The organism is Mycolicibacter sp. MU0083 (genome assembly GCF_963378075.1).
In the GTDB taxonomy this organism is placed as follows: Bacteria; Actinomycetota; Actinomycetes; order Mycobacteriales; family Mycobacteriaceae; genus Mycobacterium; species Mycobacterium kokjensenii.
In genome coordinates, this window is record NZ_OY726394.1 from 2616218 (window position 1) to 2634727 (window position 18510).

Annotated in this window: 20 protein-coding genes; 6 read left to right on the plus strand and 14 right to left on the minus strand. The window is 69.6% G+C overall.

Annotated features, from left to right (window positions below; genetic code table 11):
* Positions 1–3 precede the first annotated feature (3 nt).
* From RCP38_RS12155 to RCP38_RS12175, 5 genes are read left to right on the plus strand one after another with little or no spacing between them, the layout of a single operon-like run.
* Positions 4–957, plus strand: coding sequence for a respiratory chain complex I subunit 1 family protein (locus tag RCP38_RS12155; RefSeq protein WP_308477240.1), 954 nt, complete (start codon positions 4–6; stop codon positions 955–957).
* On the plus strand, positions 954–1610 hold the full coding sequence (locus RCP38_RS12160; RefSeq protein ID WP_308473209.1) for a hypothetical protein: 657 nt from the start codon (positions 954–956) through the stop codon (positions 1608–1610). Before RCP38_RS12155 ends, RCP38_RS12160 begins: the two co-directional genes overlap by 4 nt.
* Positions 1610–3076: a proton-conducting transporter transmembrane domain-containing protein gene (locus RCP38_RS12165; RefSeq protein WP_308473210.1), complete on the plus strand. Its 1467-nt coding sequence runs from the start codon at positions 1610–1612 to the stop codon at positions 3074–3076. Before RCP38_RS12160 ends, RCP38_RS12165 begins: the two co-directional genes overlap by 1 nt.
* Complete coding sequence (locus RCP38_RS12170; protein WP_308473211.1) at positions 3076–4554, plus strand: hydrogenase large subunit; 1479 nt, start codon at positions 3076–3078, stop codon at positions 4552–4554. The genes RCP38_RS12165 and RCP38_RS12170 overlap by 1 nt, the downstream gene beginning before the upstream one ends.
* A gap of 39 nt (positions 4555–4593) precedes the next feature.
* A complete protein-coding gene (locus tag RCP38_RS12175; RefSeq protein ID WP_308473212.1) occupies positions 4594–5013 on the plus strand; it encodes a MarR family winged helix-turn-helix transcriptional regulator in 420 nt (139 codons plus the stop codon).
* Between the two features lie 4 nt (positions 5014–5017).
* Here the strand turns inward: RCP38_RS12175 and RCP38_RS12180 are convergent, their stop codons facing one another.
* The 3 genes from RCP38_RS12180 to rpsB form a co-directional block, all read right to left on the minus strand.
* The gene (locus tag RCP38_RS12180; RefSeq protein WP_308473213.1) at positions 5018–6439 is read right to left on the minus strand and encodes an amidase; all 1422 of its coding nucleotides are present in this window, start codon (positions 6437–6439) and stop codon (positions 5018–5020) included.
* Between the two features lie 99 nt (positions 6440–6538).
* The gene (gene tsf, locus RCP38_RS12185) at positions 6539–7354 is read right to left on the minus strand and encodes a translation elongation factor Ts (protein WP_308473214.1); all 816 of its coding nucleotides are present in this window, start codon (positions 7352–7354) and stop codon (positions 6539–6541) included.
* Positions 7355–7369: 15 nt separating this feature from the next.
* A complete protein-coding gene (gene rpsB / locus RCP38_RS12190) occupies positions 7370–8194 on the minus strand; it encodes a 30S ribosomal protein S2 (protein ID WP_308473215.1) in 825 nt (274 codons plus the stop codon).
* Between the two features lie 231 nt (positions 8195–8425).
* Here rpsB and RCP38_RS12195 point away from each other — a divergent pair, with 231 nt between their 5' ends.
* Positions 8426–8917, plus strand: coding sequence for a M23 family metallopeptidase (locus RCP38_RS12195; RefSeq protein WP_308473216.1), 492 nt, complete (start codon positions 8426–8428; stop codon positions 8915–8917).
* On the opposite strand, the gene RCP38_RS12200 is transcribed toward RCP38_RS12195, so the two are convergent.
* The 11 genes from RCP38_RS12200 to lepB form a co-directional block, all read right to left on the minus strand.
* Positions 8914–9783, minus strand: coding sequence for an alpha/beta fold hydrolase (locus RCP38_RS12200; protein WP_308473217.1), 870 nt, complete (start codon positions 9781–9783; stop codon positions 8914–8916). The genes RCP38_RS12195 and RCP38_RS12200 overlap by 4 nt on opposite strands.
* Positions 9783–10682 (minus strand): tyrosine recombinase XerC, encoded by a 900-nt coding sequence (locus tag RCP38_RS12205; RefSeq protein WP_308473218.1) that lies wholly within the window; start codon positions 10680–10682, stop codon positions 9783–9785. Before RCP38_RS12205 ends, RCP38_RS12200 begins: the two co-directional genes overlap by 1 nt.
* A gap of 31 nt (positions 10683–10713) precedes the next feature.
* Positions 10714–11874 (minus strand): alpha-hydroxy-acid oxidizing protein, encoded by a 1161-nt coding sequence (locus RCP38_RS12210; RefSeq protein WP_308473219.1) that lies wholly within the window; start codon positions 11872–11874, stop codon positions 10714–10716.
* A gap of 4 nt (positions 11875–11878) precedes the next feature.
* Positions 11879–12745, minus strand: a complete 867-nt coding sequence (locus RCP38_RS12215; protein WP_308473220.1) for a siderophore-interacting protein — start codon at positions 12743–12745, stop codon at positions 11879–11881.
* A 41-nt stretch (positions 12746–12786) separates the two neighbouring features.
* Positions 12787–13920, minus strand: coding sequence for a DNA-processing protein DprA (gene dprA, locus RCP38_RS12220; RefSeq protein WP_308473221.1), 1134 nt, complete (start codon positions 13918–13920; stop codon positions 12787–12789).
* A complete protein-coding gene (locus RCP38_RS12225) occupies positions 13917–15428 on the minus strand; it encodes a YifB family Mg chelatase-like AAA ATPase (protein ID WP_308473222.1) in 1512 nt (503 codons plus the stop codon). The genes dprA and RCP38_RS12225 overlap by 4 nt, the downstream gene beginning before the upstream one ends.
* Entirely contained in the window at positions 15428–15796 is a 369-nt protein-coding gene (locus RCP38_RS12230) for a YraN family protein (RefSeq protein ID WP_308473223.1), read from the minus strand. The genes RCP38_RS12225 and RCP38_RS12230 overlap by 1 nt, the downstream gene beginning before the upstream one ends.
* Positions 15797–15920: 124 nt before the next feature.
* Entirely contained in the window at positions 15921–16586 is a 666-nt protein-coding gene (locus tag RCP38_RS12235; protein WP_308473224.1) for a GNAT family N-acetyltransferase, read from the minus strand.
* A 42-nt stretch (positions 16587–16628) separates the two neighbouring features.
* On the minus strand, positions 16629–16934 hold the full coding sequence (locus RCP38_RS12240; RefSeq protein ID WP_308473225.1) for a DUF2469 domain-containing protein: 306 nt from the start codon (positions 16932–16934) through the stop codon (positions 16629–16631).
* The gene (locus RCP38_RS12245) at positions 16931–17641 is read right to left on the minus strand and encodes a ribonuclease HII (RefSeq protein ID WP_308473226.1); all 711 of its coding nucleotides are present in this window, start codon (positions 17639–17641) and stop codon (positions 16931–16933) included. The genes RCP38_RS12240 and RCP38_RS12245 overlap by 4 nt, the downstream gene beginning before the upstream one ends.
* 2 nt (positions 17642–17643) lie before the next feature.
* The gene (gene lepB, locus RCP38_RS12250) at positions 17644–18459 is read right to left on the minus strand and encodes a signal peptidase I (protein ID WP_308473227.1); all 816 of its coding nucleotides are present in this window, start codon (positions 18457–18459) and stop codon (positions 17644–17646) included.
* Positions 18460–18510 lie beyond the last annotated feature (51 nt).

Below are 18510 nucleotides of genomic sequence, written 5' to 3' on the forward strand. Positions count from 1 at the left end.
CCGATGTCCTACCTTGCGGGCTTCGTGCAGGTCGTCGGTGTCGTCCTCGGTGCTCCGCTGGTGATCGGGCTGATGCGGCAGGTCCGGGCCCGCTGTGAGGGCCGCACCGGTGCCGGCGTCTTGCAGCCGTGGCGCGACCTGCGCAAACTGTTGCGCAAGCAGAACCTCAAGCCGCTGGGCACCACCTGGGCGTTCGCCGCCGCCCCGGCCGCGCTGGCCGCCACCACGCTGGTGATCGTCGCCACCGCACCGCTGGTGGCGACCGGATCGCCCCTGGACCCGGTCGCCGACCTGATCACCGTGGTGGGCCTGCTGTTCCTGGGCACCGTGGCGCTGACCCTGGCCGGCATCGACACCGCGACGGCGTTCGGCGGGATGGGCGCCAGCCGGGAGATCACCATCGCGGCCCTGGTGGAACCCACCATCCTGCTGGCCGTGTTCGCCCTGTCGATCCCCGCGAACTCGGCCAACCTGGGCGCCATCGTCGGCAACACCATCGAGCACCCCGGCGAAGTGATCTCGCTGGCCAGCGCGCTGGCGTTCGTGGCCCTGGTGATCGTGATCATCGCCGAGACCGGGCGGCTACCGGTGGACAACCCGTCCACCCACCTGGAGCTGACCATGGTGCACGAGGCCATGGTGCTCGAATACGCCGGTCCCAAGCTGGCGCTGGTGGAGTGGGCCGGCGGGATGCGGCTGACGGTGCTGCTGGCGTTGCTGGCGAACCTGTTCTTCCCCTGGGGCATCGCCGGCGCCGACCCGGGCGCGCTCGCGGTGGCGATCGGGGCGGGCGCGATCGCGGTCAAGGTGGCTGCGCTGGCCGCCGCCATGGCCTTCGTCGAGGTGTTCATCGCCAAGCTCCGACTGTTCCGGGTTCCCGAGCTGCTCGCCGGCTCCTTCCTGCTGGCGGTGCTGGCCGTGACGGCGGCGAACTTCTTCACGGGGGCGGTCGGATGAACTACATGAACATGGTGGACCTGGCCGCCGGCGGTGTGCTGCTGGCGGCGGTGCTGGCCGTCTGGCGACGGGACCTGTCGTCGGTCGTGCGCCGGCTGCTGGTCGCCCAGGGTGTCGCCCTGGCCGCCATCCCGATGATCCGTGGCGCACACGACCACGATCTGGCCCTGCTCGCGGTGGGCGTCGGGGTCCTGGCGGTGCGGGCGGCGCTGCTGCCGTGGCTGCTGGCCCGCGCGCTGGGCGCCGAACGCCAGGAGAGCCGCGAGTCCACTCCCCTGGTCAGCACCGCCACCTCGCTGCTGGCGGTCACCGCGCTGGTGGTCGCGGCATTGGTGATCGCCCAACCATTGGTCGCGCTGGCACCGAGCACCACCACCAACGCCGTTCCGGCGGCCATCGCGACGGTGTTGATCGCGCTGTTCATGATGGCCACCCGCCGCCACGCCGTCTCGCAGGTGGTCGGACTGTTGATGCTGGACAACGGGATCGCCGCTACCGCGTTCCTGCTGACCGCCGGCGTCCCGCTGATCGTCGAGCTCGGCGCGTCCCTGGATGTGCTGTTCGCGTTGATCGTGCTCGGGGTGCTGGCCGGGCACCTGCGCAGCGCCTTCGGCGGTGTGGACCTGGACCTGCTGCGGGAGCTGCGCGACTGATGACTTTGCTGATCCTGCTTCCGATTCTGGCCCCGGTCCTGGCATCGCTGTGCGCGTTGGCGCTCGGCTGGCGCCGGTCGAGCGCGGTCCTGACCTGCGCATCGGCGTTGACCATCCTCGGATGCGGTGTGGCGCTGGGCTTGCGAACCGGTGACGAAGCACAGCTGGCCCTCGACGGTGTGCTGCGCGCCGACGCCCTGTCGGCGACCATGTTGATCGTCATCGGTGTCGTCGGCAGCCTGGCCACCTGGGCGAGCATCGGTTACATCGACACCGAACTGGCCACCGGACACACCGATGCCGGCGGTGCCCGCCTCTACGGCACCCTCACTCCGGCCTTCCTGGCGGCGATGGCACTTGCGGTGTCGGCCAACAACATCGGCGTGGTGTGGATCGCGGTGGAGGCCACCACCGTGGTCACCGCGTTTCTGGTCGGCCACCACCGCACCCGGGCCGCGCTGGAGGCCACCTGGAAGTACGTCATGGTGTGCTCGGTGGGCATCACGATCGCGTTCCTGGGCACGGTGTTGCTGCACTTCGCCTCGCTACACGCCGGCGCCGGCGGTGAGGATGCGCTCGACCTCGACGTGTTGGCCGCCCATGCCGGCGGATTGGATCCGTCGGTCGCCCGGTTGGCGGGTGTGCTGTTGCTGATCGGCTACGGCGCCAAGATGGGTCTGGCGCCGTTTCACACCTGGCTCGCCGATGCGCACAGCCAGGCCCCGGCACCGGTGTCGGCGCTGATGAGCGGGGTGCTGCTGTCCGTCGCGTTCTCGGTGCTGATCCGGATCAAGCCGATCATCGATGTGGCGGTGGGCCCGGAATTCCTGCGCACCGCCCTGCTGGTCGCCGGTTTGACCACGCTGCTGATCGCGGCCCTGCTGCTCACCGTGACCGCGGATCTCAAGCGGATGCTCGCCTACTCGTCGATGGAGACCATGGGCCTGATCGCCGTAGCGGCCGCGGCGGGCACCCGGTTGGCCGTCACCGCACTGCTGCTGCATGTGCTGGCACACGGTGTCGGCAAGACGGTGCTGTTCTTGGCCGGCGGCCAATTGCAGGTCGCCCACCGCAGCACCGCGATCGGTGAGATCACCGCCGTACTGGGTCGCTCGCGGTTGGTCGGCGGCGCCTTCGCAGTCGGGATGCTGGTCCTGCTCGGACTGCCGCCGTTCGCGATGTTCGCCAGCGAGGTGGCGATCGCGATCTCGCTGGCCGACACCCGGTTGACGTGGGCGCTGGGGGTGGCCCTGCTCGGCCTGGTGGTGGCGTTCGCGGCGCTGGTCCGCAACACCGGCCGGATCCTGCTGGGCGCCCCCGCCGCCGGCAGCCCGGCGATCCGGGTGCCGGCGACCGTTGCGGCCGCACTGGTGACCGGGGTTGCACTGTCGATCGCCCTGGGCGTGACCGCAGGCCCGCTGTCCGATCTGTTCGCTAGCGCCGCAAGCCAACTCGGAGTCCGCTGATGGGGCCGACCACTCACGTGCAACCGGTGACCGACGACCAATTAGTCGGTGCCGCAACGAATTTGATCGGCGAGGGATTCCGACTCGCCCTGCTGGCCGCCCACGACGACGGCGACACCCTGCGGGTGGTGTATCTGTTCCTGGCGGGCCGCCCGGACCGCCGCACCGAGCTGGTCTTGACTGTTCCGGCGGACAATCCGACCGTCCCGTCCCTGGCTCAGCTGTCGTTTCAGGCGAGCCGGTTCGAGCGCGAGATGCTCGACCTGTACGGGATCACACCGGTCGGCCATCCGCAGCCGCGACGGCTGGTGCGGCACGCGCACTGGCCCGAGCAGTGGCATCCGATGCGCAACGATGCCGGGCCGGCCCCGGAATTCGCCGCGTCGGGCGCCTTCCCGTTCCTGACGGTGGACGGCGCCGGGGTTTATGAGATCCCGGTGGGCCCGGTGCACGCCGGCATGATCGAGCCGGGGCATTTCCGATTCTCGGTGGTCGGTGAGTCCATCCTGCGGCTCAAGGTACGACTGTGGTTCGTGCACCGCGGAATCGAGCGCCTGTTTCAGGGGCGGGCGATCGGCGCAGCCGTCGACCTGGCCGAGCGGATCAGCGGCGATACCTCGGCGGGTCACGCGCTGGCGCACAGCCTGGCCGTGGAGAACACCGTCGGCGCGGACCTGCCCGACGAGGCACACCGACTGCGTGCGTTGCTCGTCGAACTGGAGCGTCTCTACAACCACGTCACGGACCTGGGCGCCCTGGCCAACGACGTGGGTTTCGGACTGGCCAACGCGCACGCCCAGCGGGTCCGCGAACAGTTGCTGCGGATCAACGCCGAAGTCACCGGCCACCGACTGCTGCGCGGGGCGATCCGGCCCGGCGGGATCGTGCTGCAAGCCCTCCCCGACCCGGATCGATTGCAGGGTCTGGCCGACGACGTGGCCGAGATCGCCGAACTGACGCTGGGCAATTCGGTGATCTACGACCGGTTCGCCGGGACCTCGGTGCTGGGCCGCGCCGACGCCGAGGCATTGAGCGTTCTCGGTTATGTGGCTCGAGCCAGCGGAATCGTGACCGATGCCCGCCTGGACCACCCGACCACCGATCTTCCGGTCACCGAGGTAGCCGCGACCACCGGCGACGTGTTGGCCCGCTACACCGTGCGCCGCGACGAGTTCGCCGCCTCGGTAGCACTGTGCCGCAACCTGATCGACGGTCACCGTGGCGCGATCGATATCCGCGAAGAGCTTCCGGCCGTCGCGGGCGCCGGCAGCGGCGTCGGGATCGTCGAAGGTTGGCGCGGCACCATCGTGCACCGCGTGGAGGTCGGGGCCGACGGTGCCTTGAGCCGCGCCAAGATCGTCGACCCGTCCTGGTTCAACTGGCCCGCCCTTCCGATGTCGATGACCGACACGATCGTCCCGGATTTCCCGCTGACCAATAAGAGCTTCAACCTGTCCTATGCGGGAAACGATCTATAGCCGCTCGGCGTAGAGACGTTGTATGTCAAGATATTTGACATGGGTGACGTGGACGCTGCTCCGCTGGGATATCTGTTGTACCGGGTCAGTTCGGCACTGCGCCCACAGGTGACGGCGGTGCTGGGTCCGCTGGGGCTGACCCTGCCCGAATTCGTCTGCATGCGGGTGCTGTCCCAGCGGCCCGGGCTGTCCAGCGCGGAGTTGGCCCGGCACGCCGGCGTCACCCCGCAGGCGATGAACACCGTGCTGCACCGCTTGCAGAATCGCGGTGCGGTGAGCCGCCCCGATTCGGTGCCCTCCGGGCGTGCACTGCCGGCGACGCTGACCGACGCCGGCCTGGATCTGTTGTCGAGGGCCGAGGACGCGGTGCGCGTGGCCGACCGCCGGGTGTTGGCCGCACTCTCCGACGCCGAGCAGCACCGGCTCCGAGCGATGCTGGAGCGGATCGGAGCCGAGTAGGACGTCAGGCCCGGCCCTGGATCGTCGCCCAGGGCTGCGCCTCTTCCAGCTCGTAGGCCAACTCCAGCAGGCGGGCGTCCTGGCCGAGCGGTGCGGTGAACATCATGCCGACCGGCAGCCCGGCCGCGGACTGGGCCATCGGCAGCGAGATCGACGGCTCACCGGTGACGTTCTGTAACGGGGTGAACGCCACCCAGTCCATCAGCCGGTCGATGACCTGCTCGTAGGAGGCGGTCGGGTCCAGGTGACCGATCTGCGGTGTCTCGTGCGCCAGGGTCGGTGTCAGGGCCACGTCGTAGTCGCGGTACATCCGGGCGGTGTGACGGCGCGTGGCGGCCAGACGTGCCACCGACAGCGGCAGCCGGTACAGGTTGCGGGTGGCGTGCCGGTCCAGGCCGATCGTCAGGTTGTCCAGCTTGCTGCGGTCGAAGGACTCGCCGAACATCCGGCGGCCGCCACGCACCAACGCGGTCGCCAAGAACGCCCAGTACAGCAGGAAGTCGTCGGCGAAGTAAGACGGCACCGGTGGGCGGTCGAGGTAGTCGACGTGGTGTCCCAGCCCCTCGAGCAGCGCGGCGGTCTTCAACGTCAGCTCACGCATCTCCGCGGAGGTCTCCCGGGAGATCGACTGGGTGATCACCGCGATCCGCAGCCGCTGGGCGCCGGGCCGGCGGATATCACCGATCGGCGGCAGCTTGGGGTTGCGGGAGATCCGTTCCGCCTCCGCGTAAAAGGCGGCGGTGTCCCGGACCGAGCGGGTCACCACGCCGTTGAAGACGATCCGGATCGGCATGGCACGCCAGTCCTTGTCGAGCGGCAACCGCCCCCGCGACGGCTTGAGCCCGACGAGTCCGTTGCAGGCCGCCGGGATACGAATGGATCCACCACCGTCGTTGGCGTGCGCGATCGGCACCACTCCCGCGGCCACGAACGCCGCCGACCCCGACGACGACGCCCCGGCGGTGTGGTCGGTGTTCCACGGGTTGCGCACCGCACCGATACGCGGATGTTCGGCGGAGGCACTGAACCCGAACTCGCTCAACTGGGTCTTGCCCAGCGGGATCAGCCCGGTGCCCCGGTACAGCGCGGGGAATTCGCCGTCGGCCGCGGCCGGCTGCGGTTGCCAGGCGTCGGTGCCGCTCATGGTCGGCATGCCCGCGACGTCGACGTTGTCCTTGACGTAGGTCGGCACGCCCACGAAGTACCCCGAGCGGCCCGGTCGCGCCGTCTCGACGGCCGCCGCGCGAGCACGCTCGAAGTCCCGGTAGGCCAGGCCGTTGAGGTGCGGATCGACCGCCTCGCTGCGTGCGATCGCCGCGTCGACGAGGTCTACCGCCGACACCTCGCCGGACCGGAGTCGTTCCACCAGTCCGACCGCATCGGAGTCACGAAGCGCGTCGTCGCCGAAGGCGTGCACGTTTTGCATGCGGGTGACCTTATCGGTGCGTCCCGCCCAAACGAAAATCGCCGCCGGTACCCGAGGGACGGGCGCCGGCGGCGGTTTTCGTACGACGAGAACGAGGAGCTAGGCCTGACCGACCTCGAACCGCACGAAGCGGGTCACGGTCACGCCGGCCTCGTCCAGCAGGGCCTTGACGGTCTTCTTCGAGTCCGACACCGATGCCTGGTCCAGCAGCACGACGTCCTTGAAGAAGCCGGTGACGCGACCCTCGACGATCTTGGGCAGGGCGGCCTCCGGCTTGCCCTCCTCCTTGGCCGTCTCCTCGGCGATACGACGCTCGTTGGCCACCAGGTCGGCCGGAACGTCGTCGCGGGTCAGGTACTTGGCCTTGAGCGCCGCGATCTGCAGCGCGACCGCGTGAGCGGCCTCGGCGCCGTCGCCGCTGTACTCCACCAGCACACCCACCGCCGGCGGCAGGTCGGAGGCCCGCTTGTGCAGGTAGGTCTCCACGGTGCCGTCGAAGTAGGCGACCCGGCGCAGTTCGAGCTTCTCGCCGATCTTGGCCGACAGCGCCTCGATCGCCTCACCGACGGTGCGGTCGCCGAGCTTGGCGGCCTTCAGTTCGTCGACGTCAGAGGTCTTGGCCGCCGCGGCGGCGGCGACGACCTCTTCGGCGAGCGCCTTGAACTCGTCGTTCTTGGCGACGAAGTCGGTCTCGGAGTTGATCTCGATCAGGGCGCCGTCCTTGGCGGCGACCAGACCTTCGGCGGTGGCACGCTCGGCACGCTTGCCGACGTCCTTAGCGCCCTTGATGCGCAGCATCTCGACGGCCTTGTCGAAGTCGCCGTCGCTCTCGGCCAGGGCATTCTTGCAGTCCATCATGCCCGAGCCGGTGAGTTCCCGAAGCCGCTTGACGTCGGCAGCGGTGTAGTTCGCCACTGTGGTGTGCCTTTCCTACGATGCGTCGGTGGTGGTTTCGGCGCCGGCAGCGGCGTCGGGGGCAGACGTGGTGGCCTCGGCCAGCAACTCCTGCTCCCACTCGGCCAGCGGCTCGGCCGCCACGGCCTCGGCCTTGTCGCCGTTGCCCTGGCCCGCCCGGGCCTGCAGGCCCTCGGCCACCGCGGAGGCGATGACCTTGGTCAGCAGCGCTGCCGAACGGATGGCGTCGTCGTTACCCGGGATCGGGTAGTCGACCAGGTCGGGGTCGCAGTTGGTGTCCAGGATCGCGATGACCGGGATGCCCAGCTTGCGGGCCTCGCCCACGGCGATGTGCTCCTTGTTGGTGTCGACGACCCACACGGCCGACGGCACCTTGGCCATGTCGCGGATACCGCCGAGGCTGCGCTCCAGCTTGTTCTTCTCGCGGGTCAGCATCAAGATTTCCTTCTTGGTGCGTCCCTCGAAGCCACCGGTCTGCTCCATGGCCTCGAGTTCCTTGAGGCGCTGCAGGCGCTTGTGCACGGTGGAGAAGTTGGTGAGCATGCCGCCCAGCCAGCGCTGGTTGACATAGGGCATCCCGACCCGGGTGGCCTCTTCGGCGACCGATTCCTGCGCCTGCTTCTTGGTGCCGACGAACATGATGGAACCGCCGTGCGCGACGGTCTCCTTCACGAATTCGTAGGCCTTGTCGATGAAGGTCAGCGTCTGCTGCAGGTCGATGATGTAGATGCCGTTGCGGTCGGTGAAGATGAACCGCTTCATCTTGGGATTCCAGCGACGGGTCTGATGCCCGAAGTGAGCGCCGCTGTCAAGCAGCTGCTTCATGGTTACAACAGCCATGATTCCATGGTTCCTTTTGTCGGTTGTCGCTCGGCGTCGGGTGAGGCCGGGCCCTGGTGTCTGCTGAGATGCCGCACCCCTGTCGGGGACCAACCGGCATCGCGCTGTGGTGCAGACACGCGAAGTCAGCCCGCATATGCGAACTGCGCCGATGAGTTTACACGCTCCGAACAGATGCTTTGTCCACAGCGGTGACTGGCCGGTCCGGCCGCGCTGCGATCCACTGATCGGATGCGACCCGCAGCGCTGCTGACGACGTTGACGCTGTTCACCGCCGGTGTCGCACACGCCGACGTCCCGCGACTGGAGTGGCCGCTGCGGCCGCGACCCGCGGTGCTGCGGGTGTTCGACGCACCGCGGCCGGATTGGCAACGCGGGCATCGCGGGGTCGACCTGGCCGGTGAACCGGACCAAGCGGTGTACGCCCCCGGTGCGGCGACGGTGGTGTTCGTCGGGCCGGCCGGCGGTGTTCCGGTGGTGTCGTTGGTCCATCCGGGCGGGCTGCACACCAGCTACCAACCGGTGGCCGCGACGGTCGGTGCCGGGCAGTCGGTGGCTCCGGGCACGGTGATCGGCACCCTGCTCCCCGGGCATCCGGGCTGTGCCGCGGCCGCCTGCCTGCACTGGGGCGCGATGTGGGGTGCCGCGTCGCGCGCCGACTACGTCGATCCGCTGGGATTGTTGGCGTCGACGCCGATCCGGCTCAAGCCGTTGCACTCTTAGGCCAGGCTGCGCACGAAATCCTTGATGGCCGCGACGACGGCATCGGGCCGATCGCGCTGGACCCAATGAGCTGCTCCGGCAATGATTTCCAGGCGGGCGTCAGGGATCAGCGCGGCCGCCGCCCGCGCGCGGGCAACGGGCACGCCGGTATCCCGGTCGCCGTGGATGATCAACACCGGGCACCGCAGCGACGGCAATCGCGCGGTGTAGTCGGTCTTGAGTCGGCTCCACCCGATCTCGTCACGCTGCCATTGTTCGAAGACGCCGGAGTCCTGCTGTACCGCGGCGGTGATCTCGGCCATCAGCTCAGGAGTGCGCCGGGCGGGGTCGCGGATCAACCCGGTCTTGACGCTCCACGCCAGCACGGCCGGACTGTGGGCCGTCACCCGGCCCACGACGCCGAGCGCTCCACTGCGCAGCATCGCCCACGTCAACGCCTGCAGCGCGCCGGCCAGCGGACCGTCCGAGGCACGCGACATCAGCCCGTAGCTGCCCAGCAGCATCAACCCCGACACCCGTTCGGGGCGCTGCAGTACGTGGCCGAGAGCCATCCCCCCGCCCAGCGAAAGCCCGCCGACGCTGTAGCGATCCAGCCCCAGCGCATCGACGAACTCGCCGACGTAGTCGACCAGCCGCTGCTGGGTCAGCCGCCACGGCGGCGCGGGGCTGTGGCCGAATCCGGGGTGGTCGGGTGCGATCACCCGGTAACCCTCCGCCGCCAGCCGGGGTGCGGTCTCGCCCCAGGACAGCGAGGCGTTGTCCACCCCGCCGCCGTGCAGCAGCAGCACGGTGCCGACCGCGTCCCGGGGATGAAGGTCGAGGTAGGAGACCGGTCCCGACCGCAGTTCGAGCACTGAGCGCGCCATCACGCCCTCGGATGGGCCTGATCGTGCACGGCGCGCAGCCGGGCGACCGTGACATGGGTGTAGAGCTGGGTGGTGGCCAGGCTGGAGTGGCCGAGCAGTTCCTGGACGATCCGCAGATCCGCCCCGCCTTCGAGCAGGTGGGTGGCCGCGGTGTGCCGCAGGCCGTGCGGCCCCATGTCGGGTGCGCCGGATACCGCGGCGACCGTCTGGTGCACCACGGTGCGGGCCTGGCGCGGGTCGAGGCGCCCGCCGCGCGCACCGAGCAGCAACGCCGCACCGGACTCCCCCGTCGCCAACGGCGGCCGACCGCGCGCCAGCCACGCCTGCAACGCGTCGGCGGCCGGCTCCCCGAACGGCACCGTCCGCTGCTTGTTGCCCTTTCCCAGCACTCTGAGCACGCGGCGCGAGCTGTCCACGTCGTCGACGTCCAAGCCGCACAGTTCGCTGACCCGCACCGCGGTGGCATAGAGCAGCTCCGCGATCAACCGGTCTCGTAACGCGATCGGATCCTCTTGCCGGGCACCGGATTCAGCGGCCACCAGCGCATCGTGCGCCTGGTCCCGACGCAGCACCGCCGGCAGTGTCCGACGCGCTTTGGGAAGTTGCAGGCGCGCGCCCGGATCCGAGTCCAGCAGTCCCCGCCGCGCCGCCCAGGCGGTGAAGGTCTTCACCGTCGACGTGCGGCGCGCCAGGGTGCTGCGGGCGGCGCCCGCGGCGGCCTGGGCCGCCAACCAACTGCGCAGCAGCGGAAGGCTCAGGCCATCCAGGTCGGTGTGGCCCTGCGTGGCCAGGAATCCGAACAGCGAGCGCAGATCACCGAGGTAGGCGCGCCGGGTGTGTTCGGAACGGCCCCGCTCCAACGCCAGGTGCTCGTCGAACTCCCCGAGAATCTCCTCCACGGGCTCACGGTCGCAGATGCCGGGCGAAGACTCAGGTGACGCGCCGCAACGTATCCGGGGTGAGATCAACCCGTGACGGATAGCCGTCGACGGCCATGATCAGGTCGGCTTCGGCCAGCAGTGCGCGCAGTACGTGCACGATCCCGGCGGTCCCGCCCAACGCCAGCCCGTAGGCGTAGGGTCGGCCGATCCCCACCGCGGTCGCTCCCAACGCCAGCGCCTTGACGATGTCGGCGCCGGTGCGGACACCGGAATCGAACAGCACCGGAACCCCGTCGGCAGCCGCCACCACATCGGGGAGGCAGTCCAGGGCCGGCAGCCCGCCGTTGGCCTGGCGCCCGCCGTGGGTGGAGCAGTAGATGCCGTCCACGCCGCCGTCGATGGCCCGCCGCGCATCGTCGGGATGACAGATCCCCTTGACGATGAGCGGCAGGTCCGTCAACGACCGCAGCCACGGCAGGTCATCCCAGGTCAACGGGGCGCCGAAGGTCTGCACCCAGGACAGGATGGCCGCCTGCGGGTTCTCTTCGGGAGGCTGGGCCAACCCCGCGCGGAACACCGGGTCGTGGAAGTAGTTCGCCAGGCAGTGGCCGCGCAACTGCGGGAAGTTCGACGCCGCCAGGTCGCGGGGACGCCAACCGGGAACCCAGGTGTCGAGGGTGACGACGATCGCCCGATAGCCGGCCGCCTCGGCCCGGTTGACCAGGCTGGCGGCCAGTTCCCGGTCTTTGGGCGTGTACAACTGGAAAATGCCTGGGGTGTCACCGAATTGGGCTGCCACGTCCTCGAGAGGATCGGCGGTGAGGGTGGACACCATCATCGGGACTCCGGTCGCCGCCGCCGCCCGGGCACCCGCCAGGTCGCCGTGACCGTCTTGAGCACAGATGCCGAGGACACCGATCGGCGCCATGAAGACCGGCGAGGGCAGTCGCATGCCGAACATCTCGACCGACAGGTCACGCTCGGCGGCTCCGACGAACATCCGCGGCACCAGGCCCCAGCCGTCGAAGGCGGTGACATTGGCCCGCTGCGTGCGCTCGTCACCGGCACCGCCGGCGACATAGGACCACACCGACGGCGATAGCGCCGCGGCCGCTTTGGCTTCCAGTTCGGCATAGGTCATCGGCAGCGCGGGCTGCACCCCGGCCAGGCCCTGCAGGTAGATCTCGAACTGGTAGTCGCCGAATGCCATGCCGTCAGCCCGCCTGTTCTTCGGCCGCCGCTGCGCTCTCCAGCGCGGCGAGTTCCCTCTTCCACTGCCGGAAGGTCTCTTCGGTGCGGCCGCGGCGCCAGTATCCCGAGATCGACGCCCATTTGGCGTCGACGCCGCGTTCCTTGCGCACGTAGGGGCGCAGGTTGTGCATGACGGCCTGCGCCTCACCGTGGATGAACACCTGCACCTGACCCGGCAGCCACAGCGTCTCTTTGACCTCCGCGATCAGCGGTGCATGGTCGCCGGCGCGGTCATCACCGACCAGGTCCGCCCGTCCGCCCCGGTGTATCCAGTTCAGTTCCACACCGGCCGGAGCTGCCAGGTCGATCTCCCCTTCCGGGCCCGCCACCTCGATGAACACCTTGCCGATCGCGTCGGGCGGCAACGCCTCCAGAGCAACGGAGATCGCCGGAATCGCGCTCTCGTCGCCGGCCATCAGATGCCAGTCCGCGCTCGGGTCGGGTGCATATGCGCCCGACGGCCCCATCAGATAGGCCGGGTCGCCGGGTCGGGCATCGGTCGCCCACGGCCCGACGGTGCCGTGGTCACCGTGCACCGAGACGTCGATGCTGATCTGGCGGGCCGATCGATCGACGCGACGCACGGTCAGGGTGCGGATCACCGGACGGTCGTGCTCCGGCAACCCGTTGAAGCTGTCGATGGTCAACGGCTGCGGTAGCGCGGCGACGTCCACACCGTGACGAACGAAGACGACCTTGACATAGGAGTCGGTGAATCCACTGGGGCTGAAGGTGTCGAATCCGTTGCCGCCCAAGACCACCCGCAGCATGTGCTCGGATACCTGTTCGGTGCGGACAACTTCGAAGGTGTGAATCGGTCGTCCCGCCACGCTGTCTCCCGTCGTCTGCCCTGCCCCGCCGACTATACGAGCTACCGCTTCGGCCGGACTATCCCCCAACGTCCGTCGTCGCGTCTGACCAGGCCGGCGACCTCCAGCAGGGCCAGCGGGCCGAGGACCTGCGTCGCAGCCAGCCCGGCGGCCACGGCGACCTGCTCGACGGTGACCACGCCGCGGCCGGGCAGGGCTTCGTAGACCTGCCGTTCGGCGGCGCCGAGATCGTCCAGGGGACTCACCGGGTGCGGTGGTTCATCCGCCAGCTCCCCCATCCGCCCCGCGAGTTCGACCACCTCGTCGGCGCGGGTCACCAGTTCGGCACCGCCGCGCAGCAGTACGTGACAGCCGGCCGAGGCCCCGCTGGTGACCGGGCCGGGCACCGCGGCGACCGGCCGGCCCAGCAGCCGGGCCCATGCGGCGGTATTGGCAGCACCGCTGCGAAGTCCGGCCTCCACCACCACGGTTGCTCCGGACAGCACCGCGACCAGCCGGTTTCGGGTCAGAAAGCGGAAGCGGGCCGGCCGGACCCCGGGCGGGTATTCGGTCACCACCAGGCCGTTGGCGCCGATACGGTGCAGCAACGCCGAATGCCCCGCCGGGTAGGCGACGTCGATTCCCCCGGCCAGCACGGCCATGGTCAACCCGTCTGCGGCGAGCGCGGCGCGATGTGCCGCGCCGTCGATTCCGTAGGCGCCGCCGGATACCACCGCCACATCGCGTTCGGCCAGCCCGTTGGCCAGGTCGGCGGCCACGTGTTCGCCGTATCCGGTGGATGCCCGGGTGCCGACGATCGCAGTGGCCCGTTCGGCGATTTCGTCGAGCGCCGCCGGCCCCTGCGCCCACAGCACCAGCGGGGCGTGGCAGTCCGGGCGGGCCACCGCACCGCCGAAGGCGGCGAACGCCAGCACCGGCCATTCGTCGTCGTCGCGGGTGATCAGCCGCCCGCCGCGACGGGCGAGGATCTCCAGGTCGCGCGCGGCGAAGTCGATCTCGCGCCGGGCCCGGGTGTGCTCGGCCAGTTCCGGGCCGACCTCCCCGAGTCGGATCCGTTCGGCCGCCTCGACCGGACCGGCCCGGTAGACCAGGTCGGTCAGGTCCGCGCGCGGCGGCTCGGCGACCCGGGACAGGTAGGCCCAGGCCCGCTGTGTCGCAGTGTCGGCGGCGGTCATCGGGCCGCCCCGCCCTGCCGGAAACTCAGGGCCGCAGACACCTCGTCCAGGCCCGGTGATGTCCGTCCGGCGAGGTCGCACAGCGTCCAGGCCACCCGCAGGGTGCGGTTGGCCCCGCGGATCGACAGCAGGCCCCGGTCCAGCGCGGTGCGCAACGGAGCCATCGCCGTCGCGCCGAGCCGAAACCTGCGGCGCAGCAGCGCCCCGCCGACTTCGGCGTTGGTGTGAAAGCCGTGCGGCTCCCAGCGTTGCGCGGCGGCGGCCCGTGCGTTGGCGACCCGCTCACGCACCGCGGCGGTCGATTCCCCGTCGGCCGCGGAAAAGGCGCCGGCCCGAACCGGATACATCTCGACGCGCAGATCCACCCGATCCAGCAGCGGCCCGGACAGCCGACCGAGGTAATGACGCTTCACCAACGGCTTGCAGGTGCAGTCGCGGGGGTCGGCCGGGGCGCACGGGCAGGGATTGGCCGCCATCACCAACTGGAACCGCGCGGGGTACCGGGCCACCCCGTCACGTCGGGCGAGCCGGATCTCGCCGTCTTCCAAGGGTGTCCGCAACGCCTCCAATGCGCTGACCCGAATCTCGGCGCACTCGTCGAGGAACAGCACGCCGCGGTGTGCGCGGCTCACCGCACCCGGTCGCGCCATCCCCGAACCGCCGCCCACCAGCGCGGCGACGCTGGAGCTGTGATGCGGCGCGATGAACGGGGGGCGGGTGATCAGCGGGGCGCTTCCCGACAGCAGGCCCGCGACCGAATGAATGGCGGTGACCTCCAGCGACTCGCTTTCGGTCAGCGGCGGCAACAATCCTGGAAGACGTTGAGCCAACATGGTTTTCCCGATGCCCGGCGGTCCGGTCAACATCAGATGGTGCGCGCCGGCGGCCGCCACCTCCACCGCGAACCGGGCCCGGTCCTGCCCGATCACGTCCGCCAGGTCCTCGGCGGGGACGATCTCCGGCGCCACCGTGGTGATCCGGCCCTGCAGCCGAACGGCGCCGACCAGCCAGCCGTGCAATTGCTCCAGCGTCGCCACGCCGTAGACGTCGATACCGTCGATCAGGCTGGCTTCGGCGAGGTTGTCTACCGGTACCACGGCCGCAGACCAGCCTTCGTTCTTGGCCGCCAGCACCGCCGGTAGCACCCCGTGTACCGGCCGCACCCGCCCGTCCAGCGCCAACTCCCCGAGCAGCACGGTCTTCTCCAGCCGCGACCACGGCGCCTTGCGGTCTGCGGACAGTACCGCGGCGGCCAGTGCGATGTCGTAGACCGAACCCATCTTCGGCAGCGTCGCCGGGGACAGCGCCAACGTCAGTCGGGACTGCGGCCAGTTCTGGCCGCTGTTGGTGATCGCCGCACGCACCCGGTCCCGCGATTCCTGCAGGGCGGCGTCGGGCAGTCCCACCAGGTGCACCCCGGGCAGGCCCGAGGTGATGTCGGCCTCGATCTCCACGATCAGGCCGTCGAGGCCACGTACCGCGACCGAGAACGCCCGCCCCAGCGTCATCAGCCCACTCCCCGCAGATGGATGATCTCCGGGGTGCGGCATCGGCCGATGCGGACACCGATCACGTCGAGCCGAACCTCGTCCCAACGCTGCTGCTGGCCGGCCAGCCACAGGCCGGCCAACCGGCGCAGCCTGCGGACCTTCTCCGGGGGCACCGCATACGCCAGGCCGCCGAAGCCGTCACCGGTTCGGGTCTTGACCTCGACGAACACCACGGCGCGCGTCTCCGGGTCGGTGGCGATCACGTCCAGTTCGCCGTAGCGGCAGCGCCAGTTGCGCGCCAGGAGCTCCCACCCGTGCGCGGCCAGGTGATCGACGGCCAGTTGTTCCCCGAGCGCCCCCAGCTCGGCACGAGTCATGGTTGTCATGACCGTCAGGGTCGGCCAACGCTGCGACGGCGTCGAGCCGATTCACACCCAAAACAGCTGGCGGGCGATCAGTTATCCCCAGTGGTCGAATTCGTCCACAGTCCAGCGGGTGGCCGTTGCGGGATCAGCCGGCGTGCGCGCCCGGTGCCCGAACGATCAGCGGGACACCGGGAAAGTAGGCCGCCATCTCACTGCGGGCGCGGCGCAGCGCGGCGGTGCCGTAGCCCTTCTTGCGGTGCTGGGGGTGAATCCAGATCCGGACGTTCACCTCGCCGTGGTTGAGATCCCCGAACACCATCCCGACCTTGTCCGCACCGTCGACGGCGACGAACAGCGCCGCGTCCTCGTCGTCGACGCGCGCCAGCGCCGCGCTGATCTCGACGCCGAGATCATCCGCCGGCCGCCCGGTGCCGTCGACGCTGGCGCCGACGTCTGCCGTCCGGTCGGCCAGGATGTCGCGATCCTGCTCCCCGGAGAACACCCGCAGCGCCAGCGACTCACCGGAGCTGGCGGGCCGCTCCCCGAGGGTGAAGGTCAGCTCGTTGTTGAGGTCTTCGAGTTCGTCGGCGATGGTGCGCCGGGAGTCCTTGGTGAGCTGGTCGAACGACATTCCGATCACCGCTTCACAGCCCAGCGGGGAGACGCCCAACAACTCGGCGATCGCACCTACCGCGGATTCCCGGTCCTCGGAATCGACGATCACATCGAGCACCTCGTGACGACGTTCCATGGCCTTGAGCAGGGCATCGGTGATCTCACGACGGGTGACGGCACGGTCAACAGGTGTCATGCGAGTCAGCCTAGACCGAAGTCGGCGGTGTCGCTGCGGTGTTTATTCGGGGAGCCGCAGTTCGGGCTTATCGACTTCTTCGATGTTGACGTCTTTGAAGGTCACCACCCGGACCTGCTTGACGAACCGCGCCGGGCGGTACATGTCCCACACCCACGCGTCGGCGAGCCGAAGTTCGAAGTACACCTCGCCGTCGGCGTTGCGCGGCACCATCTCGACGCTGTTGGCCAGATAGAACCGCCGCTCGGTTTCGACGACATAGCTGAACTGCCCGACGATGTCCTTGTATTCGCGGTACAGCGAGAGTTCCATCTCGGTTTCGTACTTCTCGAGATCTTCGGCACTCATCTACTCAGCCGTCCTTCTGTTCGGTTCGTCCCCATTGTCGCGGTACCCGTCGCCGCCAGTGCCGACTTGCGCACGTTGATGAACGAGTACCGGTGCTGGCTGCACGGCCCCAGCTCCGATAATGCCGCGGTGTGCGCCGCGGTCGAGTAACCCTTGTGCACCGCGAAACCGTAGCCCGGGTAATCGGTGTCCAATGCCGCCATGTAGCGGTCCCGGCTGACCTTGGCCAAGACGCTCGCCGCGGCGATACAGGCCGCTGCCCCGTCGCCGCCGATCACCGGCAACGACGGCATCGGTAACCCCGGCACCCGAAACCCGTCGGAGAGCACGTAACCCGGCCGCACCGGCAATCCGGCGACCGCCCGCCGCATGCCCTCGATGTTGGCCGCATGGACCCCGCGCAGATCCACGTCGGCCGGTTCGATGAACACCACGTGGTAGGCGAGCGCGTGCCGGCGGATCAGCGGGAACAGTTGCTCGCGGGACTTCTCGGTGAGCTTCTTGGAGTCGTCGAGCGCGGCCAGGGCGGCGGGTTTTCCGGGGCCGAGCACGCAGGACGCCACGACCAGCGGGCCCGCGCAGGCCCCGCGGCCGACTTCGTCGACCCCGGCGACCGGTCCCAGCCCGCTGCGGTACAGCGCGGACTCCAGCGTGCGCAGTCCGGTGGAGCGGCGGATCACCGGGCGCGGTGGCCAGGCGGGGGCCATCGCTACGGGCCCTGCTGCGGGTTGATCGCCGACACCGAACCCCACCTCGACGGCGGCCAGGCGATGAACCGGGTCTTGCCGATCACGTTGGCCACCGGCACGGTCCCGGCTTCCGCGTCCTCGCCGGTACAGGCGATACGGTCCTGCATGTACGTCGGACCGTTGATGCAGTGCGCCCGGGAATCCGCGGAGTGGGTGCGGTTGTCGCCCATCACCCACAACCGGTTGTCGGGCACGGTCACCGGACCGAACTCGTTGCCCAGGCAGGGATAGACGATCGGGTCGACCATCAGCGTCGCCGGGGTGAGGTAGGGCTCGTGCAGCACCTTGCCGTCGACGGTCAGACCGGTGTCGTTGCGGCACTGCACCGTCTGGCCGCCCACCGCGATGACCCGTTTGACCAAGTCGTTCTCGTCGGGGGGCACGAAGCCGATGACCGACAGGGCGTTCTGCACCCAGCGCAGGGCGGTGTTGTCCGACCGGATGGACTTGTACCCGACGTTCCACGAGGGCGGGCCACGGAAGACGACGACGTCGCCGGGCTGCGGCGTGCCGAACCGGTAGGTGACCTTGTCCACCATGATGCGGTCACCCACGCAGCCGTGGCAGCCGTGCAGTGTCGGCTCCATCGACTCCGAGGGAATCAGGTAGGGCCGCGCCACGAACGTCAGCACCACGTAGTACAGCACCAGGGCCAACGCGATCAGCTTGACGGACTCGAACCGCGATGCGTGCTTGGGCTCCTCGGCGGCCACTGCCTCGGTCTCGGTCTCGGCCTCGGGAGAGCTCTCGGGCGTCGAACCCGTGGTGTCGGTCACGAGATCAGGGTAGTTACCGCGTCGGCGACGACGCCGACCGACCGGCCGCGG

What these genes read in the sequence shown, in the direction of transcription:
- dprA (WP_308473221.1), bottom strand. Translation starts at nt 13,920, where the DNA reads ATGACCGCCGCCGACACTGCGACACAGCGGGCCTGGGCCTACCTGTCC.
- RCP38_RS12195 (WP_308473216.1), top strand. Translation starts at nt 8,426, where the DNA reads ATGCGACCCGCAGCGCTGCTGACGACGTTGACGCTGTTCACCGCCGGT.
- RCP38_RS12175 (WP_308473212.1), top strand. Translation starts at nt 4,594, where the DNA reads ATGGGTGACGTGGACGCTGCTCCGCTGGGATATCTGTTGTACCGGGTC.
- RCP38_RS12160 (WP_308473209.1), top strand. Translation starts at nt 954, where the DNA reads ATGAACTACATGAACATGGTGGACCTGGCCGCCGGCGGTGTGCTGCTG.
- RCP38_RS12180 (WP_308473213.1), bottom strand. Translation starts at nt 6,439, where the DNA reads ATGCAAAACGTGCACGCCTTCGGCGACGACGCGCTTCGTGACTCCGAT.
- RCP38_RS12230 (WP_308473223.1), bottom strand. Translation starts at nt 15,796, where the DNA reads ATGACAACCATGACTCGTGCCGAGCTGGGGGCGCTCGGGGAACAACTG.
- RCP38_RS12200 (WP_308473217.1), bottom strand. Translation starts at nt 9,783, where the DNA reads ATGGCGCGCTCAGTGCTCGAACTGCGGTCGGGACCGGTCTCCTACCTC.
- RCP38_RS12235 (WP_308473224.1), bottom strand. Translation starts at nt 16,586, where the DNA reads ATGACACCTGTTGACCGTGCCGTCACCCGTCGTGAGATCACCGATGCC.
- RCP38_RS12240 (WP_308473225.1), bottom strand. Translation starts at nt 16,934, where the DNA reads ATGAGTGCCGAAGATCTCGAGAAGTACGAAACCGAGATGGAACTCTCG.
- RCP38_RS12155 (WP_308477240.1), top strand. Translation starts at nt 4, where the DNA reads ATGTCCTACCTTGCGGGCTTCGTGCAGGTCGTCGGTGTCGTCCTCGGT.
- RCP38_RS12165 (WP_308473210.1), top strand. Translation starts at nt 1,610, where the DNA reads ATGACTTTGCTGATCCTGCTTCCGATTCTGGCCCCGGTCCTGGCATCG.
- RCP38_RS12210 (WP_308473219.1), bottom strand. Translation starts at nt 11,874, where the DNA reads ATGGCATTCGGCGACTACCAGTTCGAGATCTACCTGCAGGGCCTGGCC.
- rpsB (WP_308473215.1), bottom strand. Translation starts at nt 8,194, where the DNA reads ATGGCTGTTGTAACCATGAAGCAGCTGCTTGACAGCGGCGCTCACTTC.
- RCP38_RS12245 (WP_308473226.1), bottom strand. Translation starts at nt 17,641, where the DNA reads ATGGCCCCCGCCTGGCCACCGCGCCCGGTGATCCGCCGCTCCACCGGA.
- RCP38_RS12225 (WP_308473222.1), bottom strand. Translation starts at nt 15,428, where the DNA reads ATGACGCTGGGGCGGGCGTTCTCGGTCGCGGTACGTGGCCTCGACGGC.
- RCP38_RS12170 (WP_308473211.1), top strand. Translation starts at nt 3,076, where the DNA reads ATGGGGCCGACCACTCACGTGCAACCGGTGACCGACGACCAATTAGTC.